Source organism: Kitasatospora sp. CM 4170 (genome assembly GCF_032110285.1).
In the GTDB taxonomy this organism is placed as follows: Bacteria; Actinomycetota; Actinomycetes; order Streptomycetales; family Streptomycetaceae; genus Kitasatospora; species Kitasatospora aburaviensis.
In genome coordinates this window covers 2,497,406-2,513,294 of the sequence record NZ_CP134877.1, presented here as the reverse complement: position 1 = coordinate 2,513,294, position 15,889 = coordinate 2,497,406, and the positions used below count along the sequence as shown (strand labels likewise).

Annotated in this window: 12 protein-coding genes; 9 read left to right on the top strand and 3 right to left on the bottom strand. The window is 71.2% G+C overall.

Annotated features, from left to right (window positions below; genetic code table 11):
• Positions 1–14: 14 nt before the first annotated feature.
• The 3 genes from metH (at position 15) to RMN57_RS10050 (ending at position 6,346) form a co-directional block, all read left to right on the top strand.
• Positions 15–3,521: a methionine synthase gene (metH, locus tag RMN57_RS10060; protein WP_313763049.1), complete on the top strand. Its 3,507-nt coding sequence runs from the start codon at positions 15–17 to the stop codon at positions 3,519–3,521.
• 157 nt (positions 3,522–3,678) lie between these two features.
• Positions 3,679–4,383, top strand: a complete 705-nt coding sequence (locus RMN57_RS10055; protein WP_313763048.1) for an HAD family phosphatase — start codon at positions 3,679–3,681, stop codon at positions 4,381–4,383.
• A gap of 355 nt (positions 4,384–4,738) precedes the next feature.
• The gene (locus RMN57_RS10050) at positions 4,739–6,346 is read left to right on the top strand and encodes an ABC transporter substrate-binding protein (RefSeq protein ID WP_313763047.1); all 1,608 of its coding nucleotides are present in this window, start codon (positions 4,739–4,741) and stop codon (positions 6,344–6,346) included.
• Positions 6,347–6,457: 111 nt separating this feature from the next.
• Here the strand turns inward: RMN57_RS10050 and RMN57_RS10045 are convergent, their stop codons facing one another.
• Complete coding sequence (locus RMN57_RS10045; RefSeq protein ID WP_148647703.1) at positions 6,458–7,129, bottom strand: response regulator transcription factor; 672 nt, start codon at positions 7,127–7,129, stop codon at positions 6,458–6,460.
• The gene (locus RMN57_RS10040) at positions 7,130–8,038 is read right to left on the bottom strand and encodes a RecB family exonuclease (RefSeq protein ID WP_313763046.1); all 909 of its coding nucleotides are present in this window, start codon (positions 8,036–8,038) and stop codon (positions 7,130–7,132) included.
• A 166-nt stretch (positions 8,039–8,204) separates the two neighbouring features.
• Here RMN57_RS10040 and RMN57_RS10035 point away from each other — a divergent pair, with 166 nt between their 5' ends.
• From RMN57_RS10035 to RMN57_RS10025, 3 genes are all read left to right on the top strand, one after another.
• A complete protein-coding gene (locus RMN57_RS10035; RefSeq protein WP_313763045.1) occupies positions 8,205–9,425 on the top strand; it encodes a site-2 protease family protein in 1,221 nt (406 codons plus the stop codon).
• 45 nt (positions 9,426–9,470) lie between these two features.
• Positions 9,471–10,424, top strand: a complete 954-nt coding sequence (locus tag RMN57_RS10030; protein WP_313763044.1) for a tRNA (adenine-N1)-methyltransferase — start codon at positions 9,471–9,473, stop codon at positions 10,422–10,424.
• A 124-nt stretch (positions 10,425–10,548) separates the two neighbouring features.
• Positions 10,549–11,187 (top strand): hypothetical protein, encoded by a 639-nt coding sequence (locus tag RMN57_RS10025; RefSeq protein WP_313763043.1) that lies wholly within the window; start codon positions 10,549–10,551, stop codon positions 11,185–11,187.
• Between the two features lie 69 nt (positions 11,188–11,256).
• On the opposite strand, the gene RMN57_RS10020 is transcribed toward RMN57_RS10025, so the two are convergent.
• Complete coding sequence (locus tag RMN57_RS10020; protein ID WP_313763042.1) at positions 11,257–11,559, bottom strand: ferredoxin; 303 nt, start codon at positions 11,557–11,559, stop codon at positions 11,257–11,259.
• Positions 11,560–11,843: 284 nt separating this feature from the next.
• Here RMN57_RS10020 and arc point away from each other — a divergent pair, with 284 nt between their 5' ends.
• From arc to RMN57_RS10005, 3 genes are all read left to right on the top strand, one after another.
• Positions 11,844–13,610: a proteasome ATPase gene (arc, locus tag RMN57_RS10015; RefSeq protein WP_313763041.1), complete on the top strand. Its 1,767-nt coding sequence runs from the start codon at positions 11,844–11,846 to the stop codon at positions 13,608–13,610.
• 240 nt (positions 13,611–13,850) lie between these two features.
• Entirely contained in the window at positions 13,851–15,362 is a 1,512-nt protein-coding gene (gene dop, locus RMN57_RS10010) for a depupylase/deamidase Dop (protein ID WP_313763040.1), read from the top strand.
• Positions 15,363–15,537: 175 nt separating this feature from the next.
• Positions 15,538–15,756, top strand: coding sequence for a ubiquitin-like protein Pup (locus tag RMN57_RS10005; RefSeq protein WP_238739917.1), 219 nt, complete (start codon positions 15,538–15,540; stop codon positions 15,754–15,756).
• Positions 15,757–15,889: the final 133 nt, after the last annotated feature.

Below are 15,889 nucleotides of genomic sequence, written 5' to 3'. Positions count from 1 at the left end.
CAGGGAGAAGCCCCATGGCCACTGCAGCCGATCCGTCCATCACCCAGCAGAGCCGCGCGAACGCGCTGCGTGAGGCACTCGCCACCCGCGTGGTGGTGGCAGACGGGGCGATGGGCACCATGCTCCAGGCACAGGACCCGACCCTGGAGGACTTCCAGAACCTGGAGGGCTGCAACGAGGTCCTCAACCTCACCCGGCCCGACATCGTCCGCTCCGTCCACGACGCGTACTTCGCGGTGGGCGTGGACTGCGTGGAGACCAACACCTTCGGCGCCAACTTCTCGGCGCTCGGCGAGTACGAGATCTCCGACCGCATCTTCGAGCTCTCCGAGGCCGGCGCCCGGATCGCCCGCGAGGCGGCCGACCGGCACGCCGCCGACGGCCGCATCCGGTGGGTGCTCGGCTCGATCGGCCCCGGCACCAAGCTGCCGACCCTCGGCCACGCCCCGTACGAGGTTCTGCGCGACGGCTTCCAGCAGAACGCGGCCGGCCTGATCGCGGGCGGCGCGGACGCGCTGCTGGTGGAGACCAGCCAGGACCTGCTGCAGACCAAGGCCGCGATCCTCGGCTGCAAGCGTGCGCTCGCCGAGGCCGGTCTGGACCTGCCGGTCCTGGTCCAGGTGACCGTGGAGACCACCGGCACCATGCTGCTCGGCTCCGAGATCGGCGCCGCGCTGACCGCGCTGGAGCCGCTCGGCGTCGACTACATCGGCCTGAACTGCGCCACCGGCCCGGCCGAGATGAGCGAGCACCTGCGCTACCTGGCCAAGAACGCCCGGATCGGCCTCTCCTGCATGCCGAACGCGGGCCTGCCGGTGCTGGGCAAGGACGGTGCGCACTACCCGCTGACCCCGGCCGAGCTGGCCGACGCGCACGACGTCTTCACCCGCGAGTACGGCCTCTCGCTGGTCGGCGGCTGCTGCGGCACCACCCCCGAGCACCTGCGCCACGTGGTCGAGCGGGTCCAGGGCCGTCCGATCGCCGCCCGCGACCCGCGCCCGGAGCCGGCCGCCGCCTCCCTCTACCAGGCGGTGCCGTTCCGCCAGGACACCTCCTACCTGGCGATCGGCGAGCGCACCAACGCCAACGGCTCGAAGAAGTTCCGCGAGTCGATGCTGGCCGGCGACTGGCAGGCCTGCGTGGAGATCGCCCGGGAGCAGATCCGGGACGGCTCCCACCTGCTGGACCTCTGCGTGGACTACGTCGGCCGCGACGGCGTCGCCGACATGAAGGAGGTCGCCGGCCGGCTGGCCACCGCCTCCACCCTGCCGATCGTGCTGGACTCCACCGAGCCGGACGTGCTGCGCGCCGGACTGGAGGCGCTCGGCGGCCGCGCGGTGCTCAACTCGGTCAACTACGAGGACGGAAACGCCCCCGACTCCCGTTTCGGGCGGATCGCCTCGCTGGCCCGCGAGCACGGCGCCGGCCTGATCGCGCTGACCATCGACGAGGAGGGCCAGGCCCGCACCGCCGACAAGAAGGTCGAGATCGCCGAGCGGCTGATCGAGGAGCTGACCGCGGACTACGGGATCGACGAGGGCTCGATCCTGGTGGACTGCCTCACCTTCACCCTGGCCACCGGCCAGGAGGAGTCCCGCCGGGACGGCATCGAGACCATCGGGGCGATCCGCGAGCTCAAGCGCCGCCACCCGGACGTGCAGACCACGCTCGGCCTCTCCAACATCTCCTTCGGCCTCAACCCGGCCGCCCGCGTGGTGCTGAACTCGGTGTTCCTGCACGAGTGCGTGGAGGCCGGCCTGGACTCGGCGATCGTGCACGCCTCGAAGATCCTGCCGATCTCGCGCATCCCCGAGGACCAGCGCGAGGCCGCGCTCGACCTGGTCTACGACCGCCGCCGGGACGGCTACGACCCGCTGCAGCACCTGCTGGAGCTGTTCGAGGGCGTCTCCTCGGCCTCGGTCAAGGCGTCCAAGGCGGAGGAGCTGGCCGCGTTGCCGCTGGAGGAGCGGCTGCAGCGCCGGATCATCGACGGCGAGCGGAACGGCCTGGAGGCCGACCTGGACGAGGCGCTCACCCTGCGCCCGGCGCTGGAGATCATCAACGACACCCTGCTGTCCGGCATGAAGGTGGTCGGCGAGCTGTTCGGCTCCGGCCAGATGCAGCTGCCGTTCGTGCTGCAGTCCGCCGAGGTGATGAAGACCGCGGTGGCCCACCTGGAGCCGCACATGGAGAAGTCCGACGCGGAGGGCAAGGGCACCATCGTGCTGGCCACCGTCAAGGGCGACGTCCACGACATCGGCAAGAACCTGGTCGACATCATCCTGTCCAACAACGGCTACAACGTCGTCAACCTGGGCATCAAGCAGCCGGTCTCGGCGATCCTGGACGCCGCGCAGGAGCACAACGCCGACGTGATCGGGATGTCCGGCCTGCTGGTGAAGTCCACGGTGATCATGAAGGAGAACCTGGAGGAGCTGAACCAGCGCAAGCTGGCGGCCGACTACCCGGTGATCCTCGGCGGCGCCGCGCTCACCCGGGCCTACGTCGAGCAGGACCTGCACGAGATCTACGAGGGCGAGGTCCGCTACGCCCGGGACGCCTTCGAGGGCCTGCGGCTGATGGACGCCCTGATCGCGGTCAAGCGCGGGGTGCCCGGCGCGGCCCTGCCGGAGCTCAAGCAGCGCCGGCACGCCCGGGTCGAGGTCGAGGAGACGGAGGAGGTCAACCTCGGCCAGATCCGCTCCGACGTGGCCGTCGACAACACCCTGCCGACCCCGCCGTTCTGGGGCGACCGGATCGTCAAGGGCGTGCCGTTCGCCGACTACGCCTCCTGGCTGGACGAGGACGCGCTGTTCAAGGGCCAGTGGGGGCTGAAGGCGGCCCGCAACGGCGACGGGCCGTCCTACGAGGAGCTGGTGGAGTCGGAGGGCCGGCCGCGGCTGCGGATGTGGCTGGACCGGCTGCAGACCGAGGGCTGGCTGGAGGCGGCCGTGGTCTACGGCTACTACCCGGCCAACTCCAAGGGCGACGACCTGATCGTCTTCCACGAGGACGGCACCGAGCGGACCCGCTTCACCTTCCCGCGCCAGCGCCGCGGGCGCCGGCTCTGCCTGGCGGACTTCTTCCGCCCGGAGGAGTCGGGCGTGCGGGACGTGGTCGGCCTGCAGGTGGTCACCATGGGCAACCGGATCTCCGAGGCGGCCAACGAGCTGTTCGCCAACAACTCCTACCGCGACTACCTGGAGCTGCACGGCCTCTCGGTGCAGCTGGCCGAGGCGCTGGCCGAGTTCTGGCACGCCCGGGTCCGCTACGAGCTGGGCTTCTCCGGCGAGGACCCGCAGGACGTCAAGGACATGTTCGCGCTGAAGTACCGGGGCGCCCGGTTCTCGCTCGGCTACGGGGCCTGCCCGGAGCTGGAGGACCGCGCCAAGATCGCCGAGCTGCTGCGGCCCGAGCGGATCGGCGTGGTGCTCTCCGAGGAGTTCCAGCTGCACCCGGAGCAGTCCACCGACGCGATCGTGATCCACCACCCGGAGGCCAAGTACTTCAACGCGCGGTAGCCCGCACGTCGCGTTCCGTTCGCTCTTTTCGGACGTACGGGGCGTATCCTGGATCATCCTGAACGGGCCGGTCCGCTCACCAGCGGGCCGGCCCGTGCCATCCCCGGGGGCGGGCCCGGCCGCGCCGCCCCGGGGGAACCGACGGAAGGATCCCGCCATGACCACCATCTCCACCGCCACCCGCGTCCTCGACCACGGCGACGGCCGGGGCCTGCAGGCGGTGCTGCTGGACATGGACGGGACCCTGGTGGACACCGAGGACTTCTGGTGGCAGGCCGAGGCCTCGCTCTTCGCGGAGCTGGGCTACGAGCTGGACGAGAACGACCGCGCCCAGGTGGTCGGCGGGCCGATGAGCCGGGTGATCGACTACCTGCTCGCCAGCACCGGGGTGGACCTCTCGCCGGCCGATCTCACCGTGCTGATCAACCAGCGCTTCGTGGACCTGCTGGCCGGCGGCGTACCGCTCATGCCGGGCGCCGAGCGGCTGCTCAACACCCTTGCGGCACACGGCGTCCCGGCCGCGCTGGTGTCGGCCTCGCACCGTCAGATCATCGACATCGTGCTGCAGTCGCTGGGTGCCCACCACTTCGCCTTCAGCGTCGCCGGGGACGAGGTCCCGCGGACCAAGCCGCACCCGGACCCGTACCTGGAGGCGGCGCGCCGGCTGGGCGCCGAGCCGGGCCGCTGCGTGGTGGTGGAGGACGCCCCGACCGGGGTCCGCTCGGCCGAGGCGGCCGGCTGCCCGGTGATCGCGGTGCCGTCGGTGGCGGTGATCGAGCCGGCGCCCGGGCGGCTGGTGCTGCCCTCGCTGGAGCAGGTGGATCTTGAACTGCTCCGCTCGCTGGTCGTCTCGCGAGTGTGATTGTCGTCTCATTGCAGGCGGGTGCTACCGACCGGTAAGTGGCCGCGGCCGTCCGTCGTGCCTGGACGCTCGGGGAGAAATCGGGCATTGCCTGACAACTCGTCGGATGGCCGGAATCAATTCGGCCTCCCGTGTCCCAACTGTCACCTGCGCGGGTGGCGGTGGTGCGTGTTCGATATGGCACGCTACTCCAGTTCGTTCCCCACCCCGAGCCCTGCCACCGCCGACGAACGGGCAACCCCGTCCTGCCCGCGGTCGCACGGCGACCGGTCCGCGCGCGCCCTCCGCACCCCGGAGGCACTTCCGTGTGCGGACCACCCGGCCCATGCCGGACCGCACCCAGAAGGACGCGCCCGTGAAGACTTCAGCTGGACGACTGGCAGCGCTCGGCTGCGCCGGCCTGGTGGCCGCCTCGGTGACGGGCTGCGGCTCGGTCACCGACGCCGTCAAGGGGGACGGCGCCAAGGCGATCACCATGGGCACCACCGCGACCACCGGTGTGCTCGACCCGGCCGGCGCCTACGACTCCGGTGCCTGGCTGGTGCTGCGCAACAGCTTCCAGTCCCTGCTGGCCTACCCGGCCGCCTCCAGCGCGCCCATCCCGGACGCCGCGCAGTCCTGTGAGTTCACCGGCGGCGAGGCCACGCTCTACCACTGCACGCTCAAGTCCGGCCTGAAGTTCTCCAACGGCCACCCGCTGACCGCCGCCGACGTGGTGTACTCGATCGAGCGCACGAAGAAGATCAAGGACGACAACGGCCCGGTCGGCCTGCTGGACACGATCAAGTCGGTCGAGGCGAAGGGCGACACCGAGGTGGTCTTCCACCTCGCCCAGCCCGACGCCACCCTCCCGGCCAAGCTGGCCACCCCGGCCGGCGCCATCGTCGACCACCAGGTGTTCCCGGCCGACAAGCTGCTCGCCAACGACAAGCTGGTCGGCTCCGGCCCGTACAAGATCGACTCGATCGAGAACATGGGCGACGGCAAGGTCCCCGGCAAGATCGTCCTGTCGGCCAACGGCAACTACACCGGCGACGCCAAGCTGCGGAACAAGAAGTTCAACGTCCGCTACTTCGACAAGGCAGACGCGCTGAAGGACGCGCTCGACAAGGGCGACGTCGACCTGACCGACAACAGCCTGGAGCCCAACACCGCGGCCCAGGTCCGCTCCGACCAGCAGGGCGGCAAGACCGACCTGCAGGTCGTCGAGGGCGACAGCAACGACACCCGCAGCCTGGTGTTCAACACCAAGGACGCGACCACCGGCAACGTCGCCGTGCGGCAGGCCGCCGCCCAGCTGATCGACCGCAAGACGCTCGCCCGCGACGTCTTCGCCCGTACCGTCCAGCCGGTGTACTCGATGGTCCCGGCCGGCGTCACCGGCCACAACACGTCCTTCTTCGACAAGTACGGCGACCAGGACGTCGCCAAGGCCAAGGCGATCCTGGCCGCGGCCAAGGTCCAGACCCCGGTCAAGCTGAGCCTGACCTGGTCCCGCTCGCGGGCCGAGGGCGCCGAGAGCGAGATGCTCAAGAAGCAGCTGGAGGCCGGCGGCCTCTTCCAGGTCACCGTCCAGCACGAGGCGGACTGGGAGGCCTTCAAGAAGGGCTGGACCGACGGCAAGTACCAGGCCTACGTCGTCGGCTGGTTCGCCGACTACCCGGACGCGGACAACTACGTCGCGCCGCTGATCGTCGAGGGCGGCGCCTACCACCACGGCTGGGACGACCCCCGGATCAGCCAGAAGCTGGTGCCGGAGGCCCTCAAGCAGGCCGACCGCGGCGCCGCCGCCCCGACGTACAACCAGATCCAGACCATCGTCGCCGAGAACGTGCCGCTGATCCCGCTGTTCCAGAACAAGGCGTTCTACGCGGCCAAGTCCTCCATCACCGGCGTCGAGTCGACCGTCGACACCACCGGCGTCTTCCGCTTCTGGGAGATCGCCCGCTCCGGCGGCAAGTAGTCGGGACCCCCGGCACGGTGGCCCGTCCGCTTCCCCCAGGGTGCAAGGGGAGCGGACGGGCCACCGTCATGTTCGGGGCCGGCCCGGAGGCCCGGCTGCCCGGGCAGCCGGTCAGAGCGTGCCGGGACGGACCAGGCCGCTCTCGTACGCGTAGACCGCGGCCTGCACCCGGTCGCGCAGCTGGAGCTTGGTCAGCACGTGCCCCACGTGCGTCTTGACCGTGGTCTCGCTGACGAACAGCTCCGCCGCGATCTCGGCGTTCGACAGCCCGCGCGCCACCAGCTTCAGCACCTCCAGCTCGCGCTCGGTCAGCGCGTTCAGCGCCTGCGGCGGCGCCTCCTCGCCCGAGGGCAGCTTGGTGGCGTACATGTCCAGCAGCCGGCGGGTGATGCTCGGCGCCAGCATCGCCGCGCCGTCGGCGACCACCCGGATCGCCTGCACCAGCTCCTCGGCCGGGACGTCCTTCAGCAGGAAGCCGCTGGCCCCCGCGCGCAGCGCCTCGACCACGTACTCGTCCAGGTCGAAGGTGGTCAGCACCAGCACCTTGGCCGGACCGTCGCGCCCGGGCCCGGCGATCCGGCGGGTCGCCTCGACCCCGTCCATCCTGGGCATCCGGATGTCCATCAGCACCACGTCGGGCTGCAGCGCCCGGACCTGGTCCAGCGCCTGCTGGCCGTCGCCGGCCTCGCCGACCACCACCAGGTCGGACTCGGCCTCCAGGATCATCCGGAAACCGGTGCGCAGCAGCGGCTGGTCGTCGACCAGCAGCACTCGGATCGTCACCTAGGACTCCTTGCTCATCGGATCCCCCGTGGGATCGTCCTCGTCAGACGTACGCGCCAGCGGCAGCGGGTACGGCGGGGGAGTGCCGCCGAACTCCGGGCAGCTGGCCCGGTGGTCGCACCAGTCGCAGAGCCGGTTGCGGGTCGCCGGGAAGTCGCCGGTGGCCACCGCCAGGGTGATCCGCTCCCAGAGCGCCTGCAGCTTGCGCTCCACCGCCAGCAGGTCGGCCTCGTCCGGGTCGTAGCTGACCACGTCGCCGCCGCCGCCGAGGTACACCAGCTGCAGCCGCTTCGGGATCACACCCTTCCACCGCCACACCACCAGCGCGTAGAACTTCATCTGGAACATCGCCTTGCCCTCGAAGTCCCGCGAGGGCGCCCGGCCGGTCTTGTAGTCCACCAGCCGGACCTCGCCGGTCGGGGCGACGTCGACCCGGTCGATGTAGCCGCGCAGCAGCAGGCCCGACCGCAGGGCCGTCTCCACGTAGAGCTCCCGCTCCACCGGGTGCAGCCGGCTCGGGTCCTCCAGCCGGAACCACTGGGCGACCAGCTTCTCGGCGTCGGCCAGCCAGCGGGTGAGCGCCGCGCCGTCCGGGTCCTCCGGGAAGAGCGAGCCCAGCTCCGGGCGCTCGCCCAGCAGCCGTTCCCACTGCGGGCGCAGCAGGCCCAGCGCCCGCTCCGGCGTCCGCTCCGCCGCCGGGCTGTCGAACAGCCGCTCCAGCACCGCGTGCACCAGGGTGCCCCGGGTCGCCGCCGCGCTCGGCGGCTCCGGCAGCCGGTCGATCACCCGCAGCCGGTACAGCAGCGGGCAGGTCAGGAAGTCCCCCGCGCGGGACGGGGACAGGCCGGTCGGGGGCGCCGGCGGCCGGGCCGGGGCCGCGGCGGCGCTGCTGGTGTCGGTCTGCTGCATACCCCGACCCTATTGCCCCCGGCGGTCATCCCGCTGACACGGTGCTGCCACACGTCCTTTCCAGTTGGGTATGAACCCTGCGAGAGGGGCGCGCGCCGCCGGACCGTCCCGATCACGTAGCGTGGGCGAACCGGGGCGCGACGGGGAACCGACGGAAGGGATCACGGTGAGCGACAGCAGGGGGCGGCAGACCTCCGACCAGCCGCCGCACGGGGGTGGCGCCAATCCCGGGCCCCGGCCGCCCGAGGAGCCGGAACGCCGCGGCGGCATCCTGATGGGCCGCCCGTTCGGCGTCCCGATCTACGTCACGCCCTCGTGGTTCGTCATCGCCGCGCTGATCACCTGGGTGTTCGGGGGCCAGCTCGACCGCGTCCTGCCCGAGCTCGGCGCCACCCGCTACCTGGTCGCCTTCTCCTTCGCGGTCGCCTTCTACGGCTCCGTGCTGGTGCACGAGCTCGCCCACACCCTGGTGGCCCTGCGCTACCGGCTCGGCGTGCGCCGCATCCAGCTGCAGTTCTTCGGGGGCGTCTCGGAGATCGAGAACGAGGCCGAGAGCCCCTGGCGCGAGTTCTGGCTGGCCTTCGTCGGCCCGCTGCTCTCCCTGGTGCTCGGCGGTGTCTTCTACCTCGCCGTCCAGGCCGTCGAGCTCTCCACCGTGCCCGGAGTGCTGCTGGCCGGCCTGATGGTCTCCAACTTCGTCGTCGCCGCCTTCAACCTGCTGCCCGGCCTGCCGCTGGACGGCGGCCGGATGCTGCGCGCCGTGGTCTGGGCCGTCACCGGGCGGCCGATGGCCGGCACGGTGGCCGCCGCCTGGGTGGGCCGGGCCCTGGCCATCGCCGTGCTGATCGGCCTGCCGCTGGTCGGCGCCGCCCGCGGGACCGAGCGCAGCAACACCGACACCCTGGTCGACGCGGTGCTCGCCGCCGTCCTCGCCGCGATCATCTGGAACGGTGCCGGCGCCAGCCTGCGCAACGCCCGGCTCAAGGAGGTGCTGCCCGGTCTGCGGCTGCGCGAGCTCGCCCGGCGCGCCGTCGAGGTCACCGGCGACACCCCGCTCGGCGAGGCCATGCGCCGGGCCCGCGAGGCCGAGGCCGGCGCCCTGGTCGTGGTCGACGGCCGGGGCGAGCCGATCGGCATCGTGCGCGAGTCCGCCGTCCGCGGCGTCCCCGAACACCGCCGCCCCTGGATCGCCGTCGGCGCCCTGGCCCGCGACCTCGAACCGGGCCTGCGGCTCCGGGCGGACCTCACCGGCGAGGACCTGCTGCGCGCCGTCCGGGCCACCCCGGCCGGCGAGTACCTGGTCGTCGAGGACGACGGGCGGGTCTACGGCGTCGCCGCGCTCACCGACATCGAGCAGCGGCTGACCGCCGCCGTCACCGGCCGGTGATCACCGTGGTCGGGCGGGGCGCACGCTTCCCTTAGGATTGTCCGCATGTCCGAACCGACCGGTGCCACCCGCCGACGCGGGCCCTTCCAGGTCGGGGACCAGGTCCAGCTGACCGACCCGAAGGGCCGCCACTACACGTTCACGCTCCAGGCCGGGAACCAGTTCCACACCCACAAGGGTGCGTTCCCGCACGACGAGCTGATCGGCGCCCCGGAGGGCACGGTCGTGCGCACCACGGGGAACGTCCCGTACCTCGCGCTGCGCCCCCTGCTCCCCGACTACGTCCTGTCCATGCCGCGCGGCGCCGCCGTGATCTACCCCAAGGACGCGGGGCAGATCCTGGCGATGGCCGACATCTTCGCGGGTGCCCGCGTCGTCGAGGCCGGCGTCGGCTCCGGCGCGCTCTCCAGCTACCTGCTGCGCGCCGTCGGCGACACCGGCATGCTGGCCTCCTACGAGCGCCGCCAGGACTTCGCCGACATCGCCAAGAGCAACGTCGAGCGCTACTTCGGCGGGCCCCACCCGGCGTGGAAGCTCACCGTCGGCGACCTCCAGGACAACCTGGTGGAGACCGACGTCGACCGCGTCATCCTCGACATGCTCGCCCCGTGGGAGTGCCTGGACGTCGCCTCCAAGGCGCTCGTCCCCGGCGGTCTGATCTGCTGCTACGTGGCCACCACGACGCAGATGTCGAAGACCGTCGAGGCGCTGCGCGAGCACGGCACCTTCACCGAGCCGCAGGCCTGGGAGACCATGGTCCGCACCTGGCACCTGGAGGGCCTGGCCGTCCGCCCGGACCACCGGATGATCGGCCACACCGGCTTCCTGCTCACCGCCCGCCGCCTCGCCGACGGCGTCGAGCCGCCGCTGCGCCGCCGCCGCCCGGCCAAGGGCGCGTACGGCGAGGACTACGACAACGGGGCGCCCGCGCCCTCGCTGCAGGAGCGCGCCGCGGCCCGGGCCGCCACCCGCTCCTCCGAGGAACCCGACCTCGGCTGACCGCACGCACGGACAGGGGTGGTACGAGGGCTTCCGGCCCCCGTGCCACCCCTTCGCGTTACCCGCGCACCCGCGCCACCCCGCGGCCGCCCCCGTGTGGGACGATGCTCGCTCACACCGACCCATGCGCACACCGACCCGCTGGAGGGGACGCCTGGTGGAGACCGCGGTCAAGGCGACGGCCGAGCAGCAGACACCGCAGGGGCGCAGCGGGCCCGGACACGTCCGCACCGCGCCGTGGCACTGGGTCCTCACGATCGCCGGCACCGCCGCCGTGGTCGCCACCGCAGTCGCCGCCGATCCGGCCACCGGCACCCCGGCGCCCGCCCGCCACACCGTCAAGGCCCTCCCGGCCGCCGCGGCCCCCGATCCGGCCGAGGCCGAACTCCCGCTGGACTGCGGCCCGTTCCCGGTGAAGATATCCGTCAGCTTTGCCGCCGACCTCGGCGACGGGCGCCCCGGCACCGTCGCCGCCGCGCACTGCGCGGCCGAGAACGGCACCCCGCCGGACGCCGTCTACCTGCTCGGCCCCGGCACCGCCGGCCGGCCCGTGGTGCTGGCCACCCTGCTCTCCGAGCGCGAGAACCTCACCGTCAGCCGGCTCGGCCTGCGCAGTGACGGCGTCATCACCGGCCACGCGCAGGGGTATTCCAGCGACGACGTGCCGCGGTTCAGCCCCGACATCTCACTGGACCTCACCTGGACGCGCAGGGGCGGCGGCTGGGACCGCTCCCAGACCGCCGCCCCGGTGACGCTCACCTGAGAGCCGCCCGCAGCGGGCGCCCGCCCGCCCCCGGGCGCTCCGGCGCGCCCCCCGACGGGGCGGCGCGCCCTACTCGGCGTCGGGCCCGTACACCTCGACCCGGTCCGTGACCCGGCGCACGTGGATGCAGTCGCCGGGGCACTCCTTCACGGAGTCCACCACGTCCTGAAGGATCGTCAGCGGCACCGGCGCGGTCTCGCCGGGCTGCTGGCGCAGCTCGTCGTCCGGCCCCTTCACGTAGGCCAGGCCGTCGATGTCGAGCTCGAAGACCTCGGGCGCGTACTGCACGCAGATGCCGTCACCGGTGCACAGATCCTGGTCGATCCACACCTCGAGCGGCTCGCCCGCCGCCGCTTCCTCGGTCACCGACATGGTCCCCTGCCGTTTCTGTCCCGGGTCGCCCCTTCTTGGGCGCAATCCCGCCATTCGTACAACGATCGGCTCCGGTGACCCGGTTCCGATCGGATATCGACTTGCTCGACGATACATCTGGTCCGCATTGGCCGGTGCGCGGTGGGTATCCCCCTAGCAGAGGGGAAGCACGCGAGGGCGAAGATCGGACACGCCCGTTCCATCTTTCTTGATCTAGGGGTTTACGGACCCCTGGTCCCAGGTAGGGTCTGGAAGCGTCCAGCTCCCCGGAGGAGGTGAGGACCGTGGCAGCCCACGATGACGACTACAACCGCAGCACCGGCAGGCCCGCTCGTGGTTCCGACGAGGCCGCTCAGGTCTCGTACCTTGAGCAGGAAATCGCCGTGCTGCGCCGCAAGCTCGCCGACTCGCCGCGCAATTCGAGAATCCTCGAAGAGCGGATCGTCGAGCTCCAGACCAACCTGGCCGGCGTGACCGCCCAGAACGAACGGCTCGCCTCCACCCTGCGCGAGGCCCGCGACCAGATCGTGGCCCTCAAGGAGGAAGTGGACCGGCTGGCACAGCCCCCGGCCGGTTTCGGCACCTTCCTCAACCAGAACGAGGACGGCACCGCCGACATCTTCACCGGGGGGCGCAAGCTCCGCGTGAACGTCAGCCCCAACGTCGACCTCGACGAGCTGCGGCGCGGCCAGGAGGTGATGCTCAACGAGGCCCTCAACATCGTGGACGCGATGGCCTTCGAGCGCATCGGCGACATCGTCACCCTCAAGGAGATCCTGGAGGACGGCGAGCGCGCCCTGGTCATCGGGCACACCGACGAGGAGCGGGTGGTCCGGCTCGCCGAACCGCTGCGCGAGGCCACGATCCGGGCGGGGGACGCCCTGCTGCTGGAGCCCCGCTCCGGCTACGTGTACGAGGTCGTGCCGAAGTCCGAGGTCGAGGAGCTGGTCCTCGAGGAGGTCCCGGACATCGACTACCGCCAGATCGGCGGCCTGAGCAACCAGATCGAGCAGATCCGCGACGCGGTCGAGCTGCCCTACCTGCACGCCGACCTCTTCAAGGAGTTCGAGCTGCGCCCGCCCAAGGGCGTGCTGCTCTACGGCCCGCCCGGCTGCGGCAAGACGCTGATCGCCAAGGCGGTGGCCAACTCGCTGGCCAAGAAGGTCGCCGAGGTCACCGGCCGCCCCCAGGGCAAGAGCTACTTCCTCAACATCAAGGGCCCCGAGCTGCTCAACAAGTACGTGGGCGAGACCGAGCGGCAGATCCGCCTGGTCTTCCAGCGGGCCCGGGAGAAGGCCGGCGAGGGCACCCCCGTCATCGTCTTCTTCGACGAGATGGAGTCGCTCTTCCGCACCCGCGGCTCGGGTGTCAGCTCGGACGTGGAGAACACCATCGTCCCGCAGCTGCTCGCCGAGATCGACGGCGTGGAGGGCCTGGAGAACGTCATCGTGATCGGCGCCTCGAACCGCGAGGACATGATCGACCCGGCGATCCTGCGGCCGGGCCGCCTGGACGTCAAGATCAAGATCGAGCGCCCGGACGCCGAGGCCGCGAAGGACATCTTCTCCAAGTACCTCAAGGGCACGCTGCCGTTCCACCCGGACGACCTCAAGGAGCACGACGGCTCCGTCGAGACCACGGTGGCGGCGATGATCCAGTCGGTCGTGGAGCGGATGTACTCCGAGACCGAGGAGAACCGCTTCCTGGAGGTCACCTACGCCAACGGTGACAAGGAGGTCCTGTACTTCAAGGACTTCAACTCCGGCGCGATGATCCAGAACATCGTCGACCGCGCCAAGAAGATGGCCATCAAGGACTTCCTCGACCACGGCCAGCGCGGTCTGCGCGTCTCCCACCTGCTCGCCGCCTGCGTGGACGAGTTCAAGGAGAACGAGGACCTGCCGAACACCACCAACCCGGACGACTGGGCCCGGATCTCCGGCAAGAAGGGCGAGCGGATCGTCTTCATCCGCACGCTGGTCACCGGGAAGCAGGGCGCCGAGTCCGGCCGCTCGATCGACACTGTCGCCAACACCGGGCAGTACCTGTAACGACGCGCTGCGCACGCCGCAGCGCCCCGGGCCGGCAGCGGTCCCCGGAGCAGCACGCACCCGTCCGGCTGTGGCGCCTCGCGGCCCCGCAGCCGGACGGCGCGTCTCGGGGCCCGCGTGTCGGTGCCGCGTTCTAGGCTCGACCCACCGTTCGCGGGCAGACCGCCGGCGTCGGTGTTGTTCAGCGGTACGTCAGCGTGTTCCGTCCGCGGGGGCGGCGCACCGGGCAAGGAGGGCCGCATGACCGTACGGCGCGTGATGGGCATCGAGACCGAGTACGGGATCTCCGTGCCCGGGCACCCCAACGCCAACGCCATGCTCACCTCGTCCCAGATCGTCAACGCCTACGCGGCGGCGATGCACCGGGCACGGCGGGCCCGCTGGGACTTCGAGGAGGAGAATCCGCTGCGCGACGCCCGGGGCTTCGACCTCGCGCGCGACGTCGCGGACGCCAGCCAGCTGACCGACGAGGACATCGGCCTCGCCAACGTCATCCTGACCAACGGCGCGCGGTTCTACGTCGACCACGCGCACCCCGAGTACAGCTCGCCAGAGGTGACCAACCCGCGCGACGCCGTGCTCTGGGACAAGGCCGGCGAGCGGATCATGGCGGCCGCCGCCCAGCGCGCCCTGGAACTGCCCAACGGGCAGACCATCCACCTCTACAAGAACAACACCGACAACAAGGGCGCCTCCTACGGCACCCACGAGAACTACCTGATGAAGCGGGCGACACCGTTCGCCGACATCGTCCGCCACCTCACCCCGTTCTTCGTCTCGCGCCAGGTGGTCACCGGCGCCGGGCGGGTCGGCATCGGGCAGGACGGCTCCGCCAACGGCTTCCAGATCAGCCAGCGGGCCGACTACTTCGAGGTCGAGGTCGGCCTGGAGACCACCCTCAAGCGGCCGATCATCAACACCCGCGACGAGCCGCACGCCGACGCCGAGAAGTACCGCCGGCTGCATGTGATCATCGGGGACGCGAACCTCTCCGAGATCTCCACCTACCTCAAGCTGGGCACCACCTCGCTGGTCCTGGCGATGATCGAGGACGCCTTCATCGCCTCCGACCTCGCCGTCGACCAGCCGGTGCGCACCCTGCACCGGGTCTCCCACGACCCGACCCTGAAGCACCTGATCACGCTGCGCAACGGCCGCAAGCTCACCGCCGTCCAGCTGCAGCTGGAGTACTTCGAGCTGGCCCGCAAGTACGTCGAGGACCGCTTCGGCAACGACGCCGACGAGCAGACCGTCGACGTGCTGGCCCGCTGGGAGGACGTCCTGGGCAGGCTGGAGCGCGACCCGATGTCGCTCTCCCGGCAGCTGGACTGGATCGCCAAGCGGGAGATCCTGGAGGGCTACCGCAGCCGGGACGCCCTGGAGTGGGACAACTCCCGGCTCCACCTGGTCGACCTCCAGTACAGCGACGTACGGCCCGAGAAGGGCCTCTACAACCGTCTGGTGGCCCGCGGCAGGTTCGAGCGGCTGCTCACCGAGGAAGAGGTCGAGCGGGCCGTCACCAAGCCCCCGGAGGACACCAGGGCCTATTTCCGCGGGCGCTGCCTGGAGCAGTACGCCGAGCACGTGGCCGCGGCCTCCTGGGACTCGGTGATCTTCGACCTGCCGGGCCGGGACTCGCTCCAGCGGGTGCCCACGCTGGAGCCGCTGCGCGGCACCCGCAACCACGTCAAGGAGCTGCTGGACCGCTGCCGCACGGCCGAGGACCTGCTCCGGGTGCTGGCCGGCGGGTAACTTTTCGATCACCATGGGTGAACGTCCGCCGAATGGGAATCATCCGGGGTGGCAGCGGGTGTTGGACAGGAAGCGCCACCGGCAAACCGGAAGCGGGTAGTCGCACCTTGTGTATAGGGTCGGTGCAGCAAGCAGCGACCAAACCGTGCCAGACCGATCGAGCGGGGTGAGGGAAATGGCGAGCAAGGACACCGGCGGCGGCCAGCAGCGGGCGAACCGCTCCTCCGAGGAGGTCGAGGAGCAGGCCGCGGAAGCGCAGAATTCCGACGACCTCAAGGAGCGCCAGGAAAAGCTGAGCGACGACGTCGACGCGGTTCTGGACGAAATCGACGAGGTGCTCGAGTCGAATGCCGAGGATTTCGTGCGGCAGTTTGTCCAGAAGGGCGGCGAGTAACCCCGTCCGGGGCATTCGGGAATTCGCGGAAGAGACCGCCGGGAGCGGGCGGGCGGCAGGGGCCGTCCGCCCGCCCGGGTCCGGCTCCCACCCCCGCCGACGTTGATCGTCGGGCGGGTAGGGTGCGGGCAGA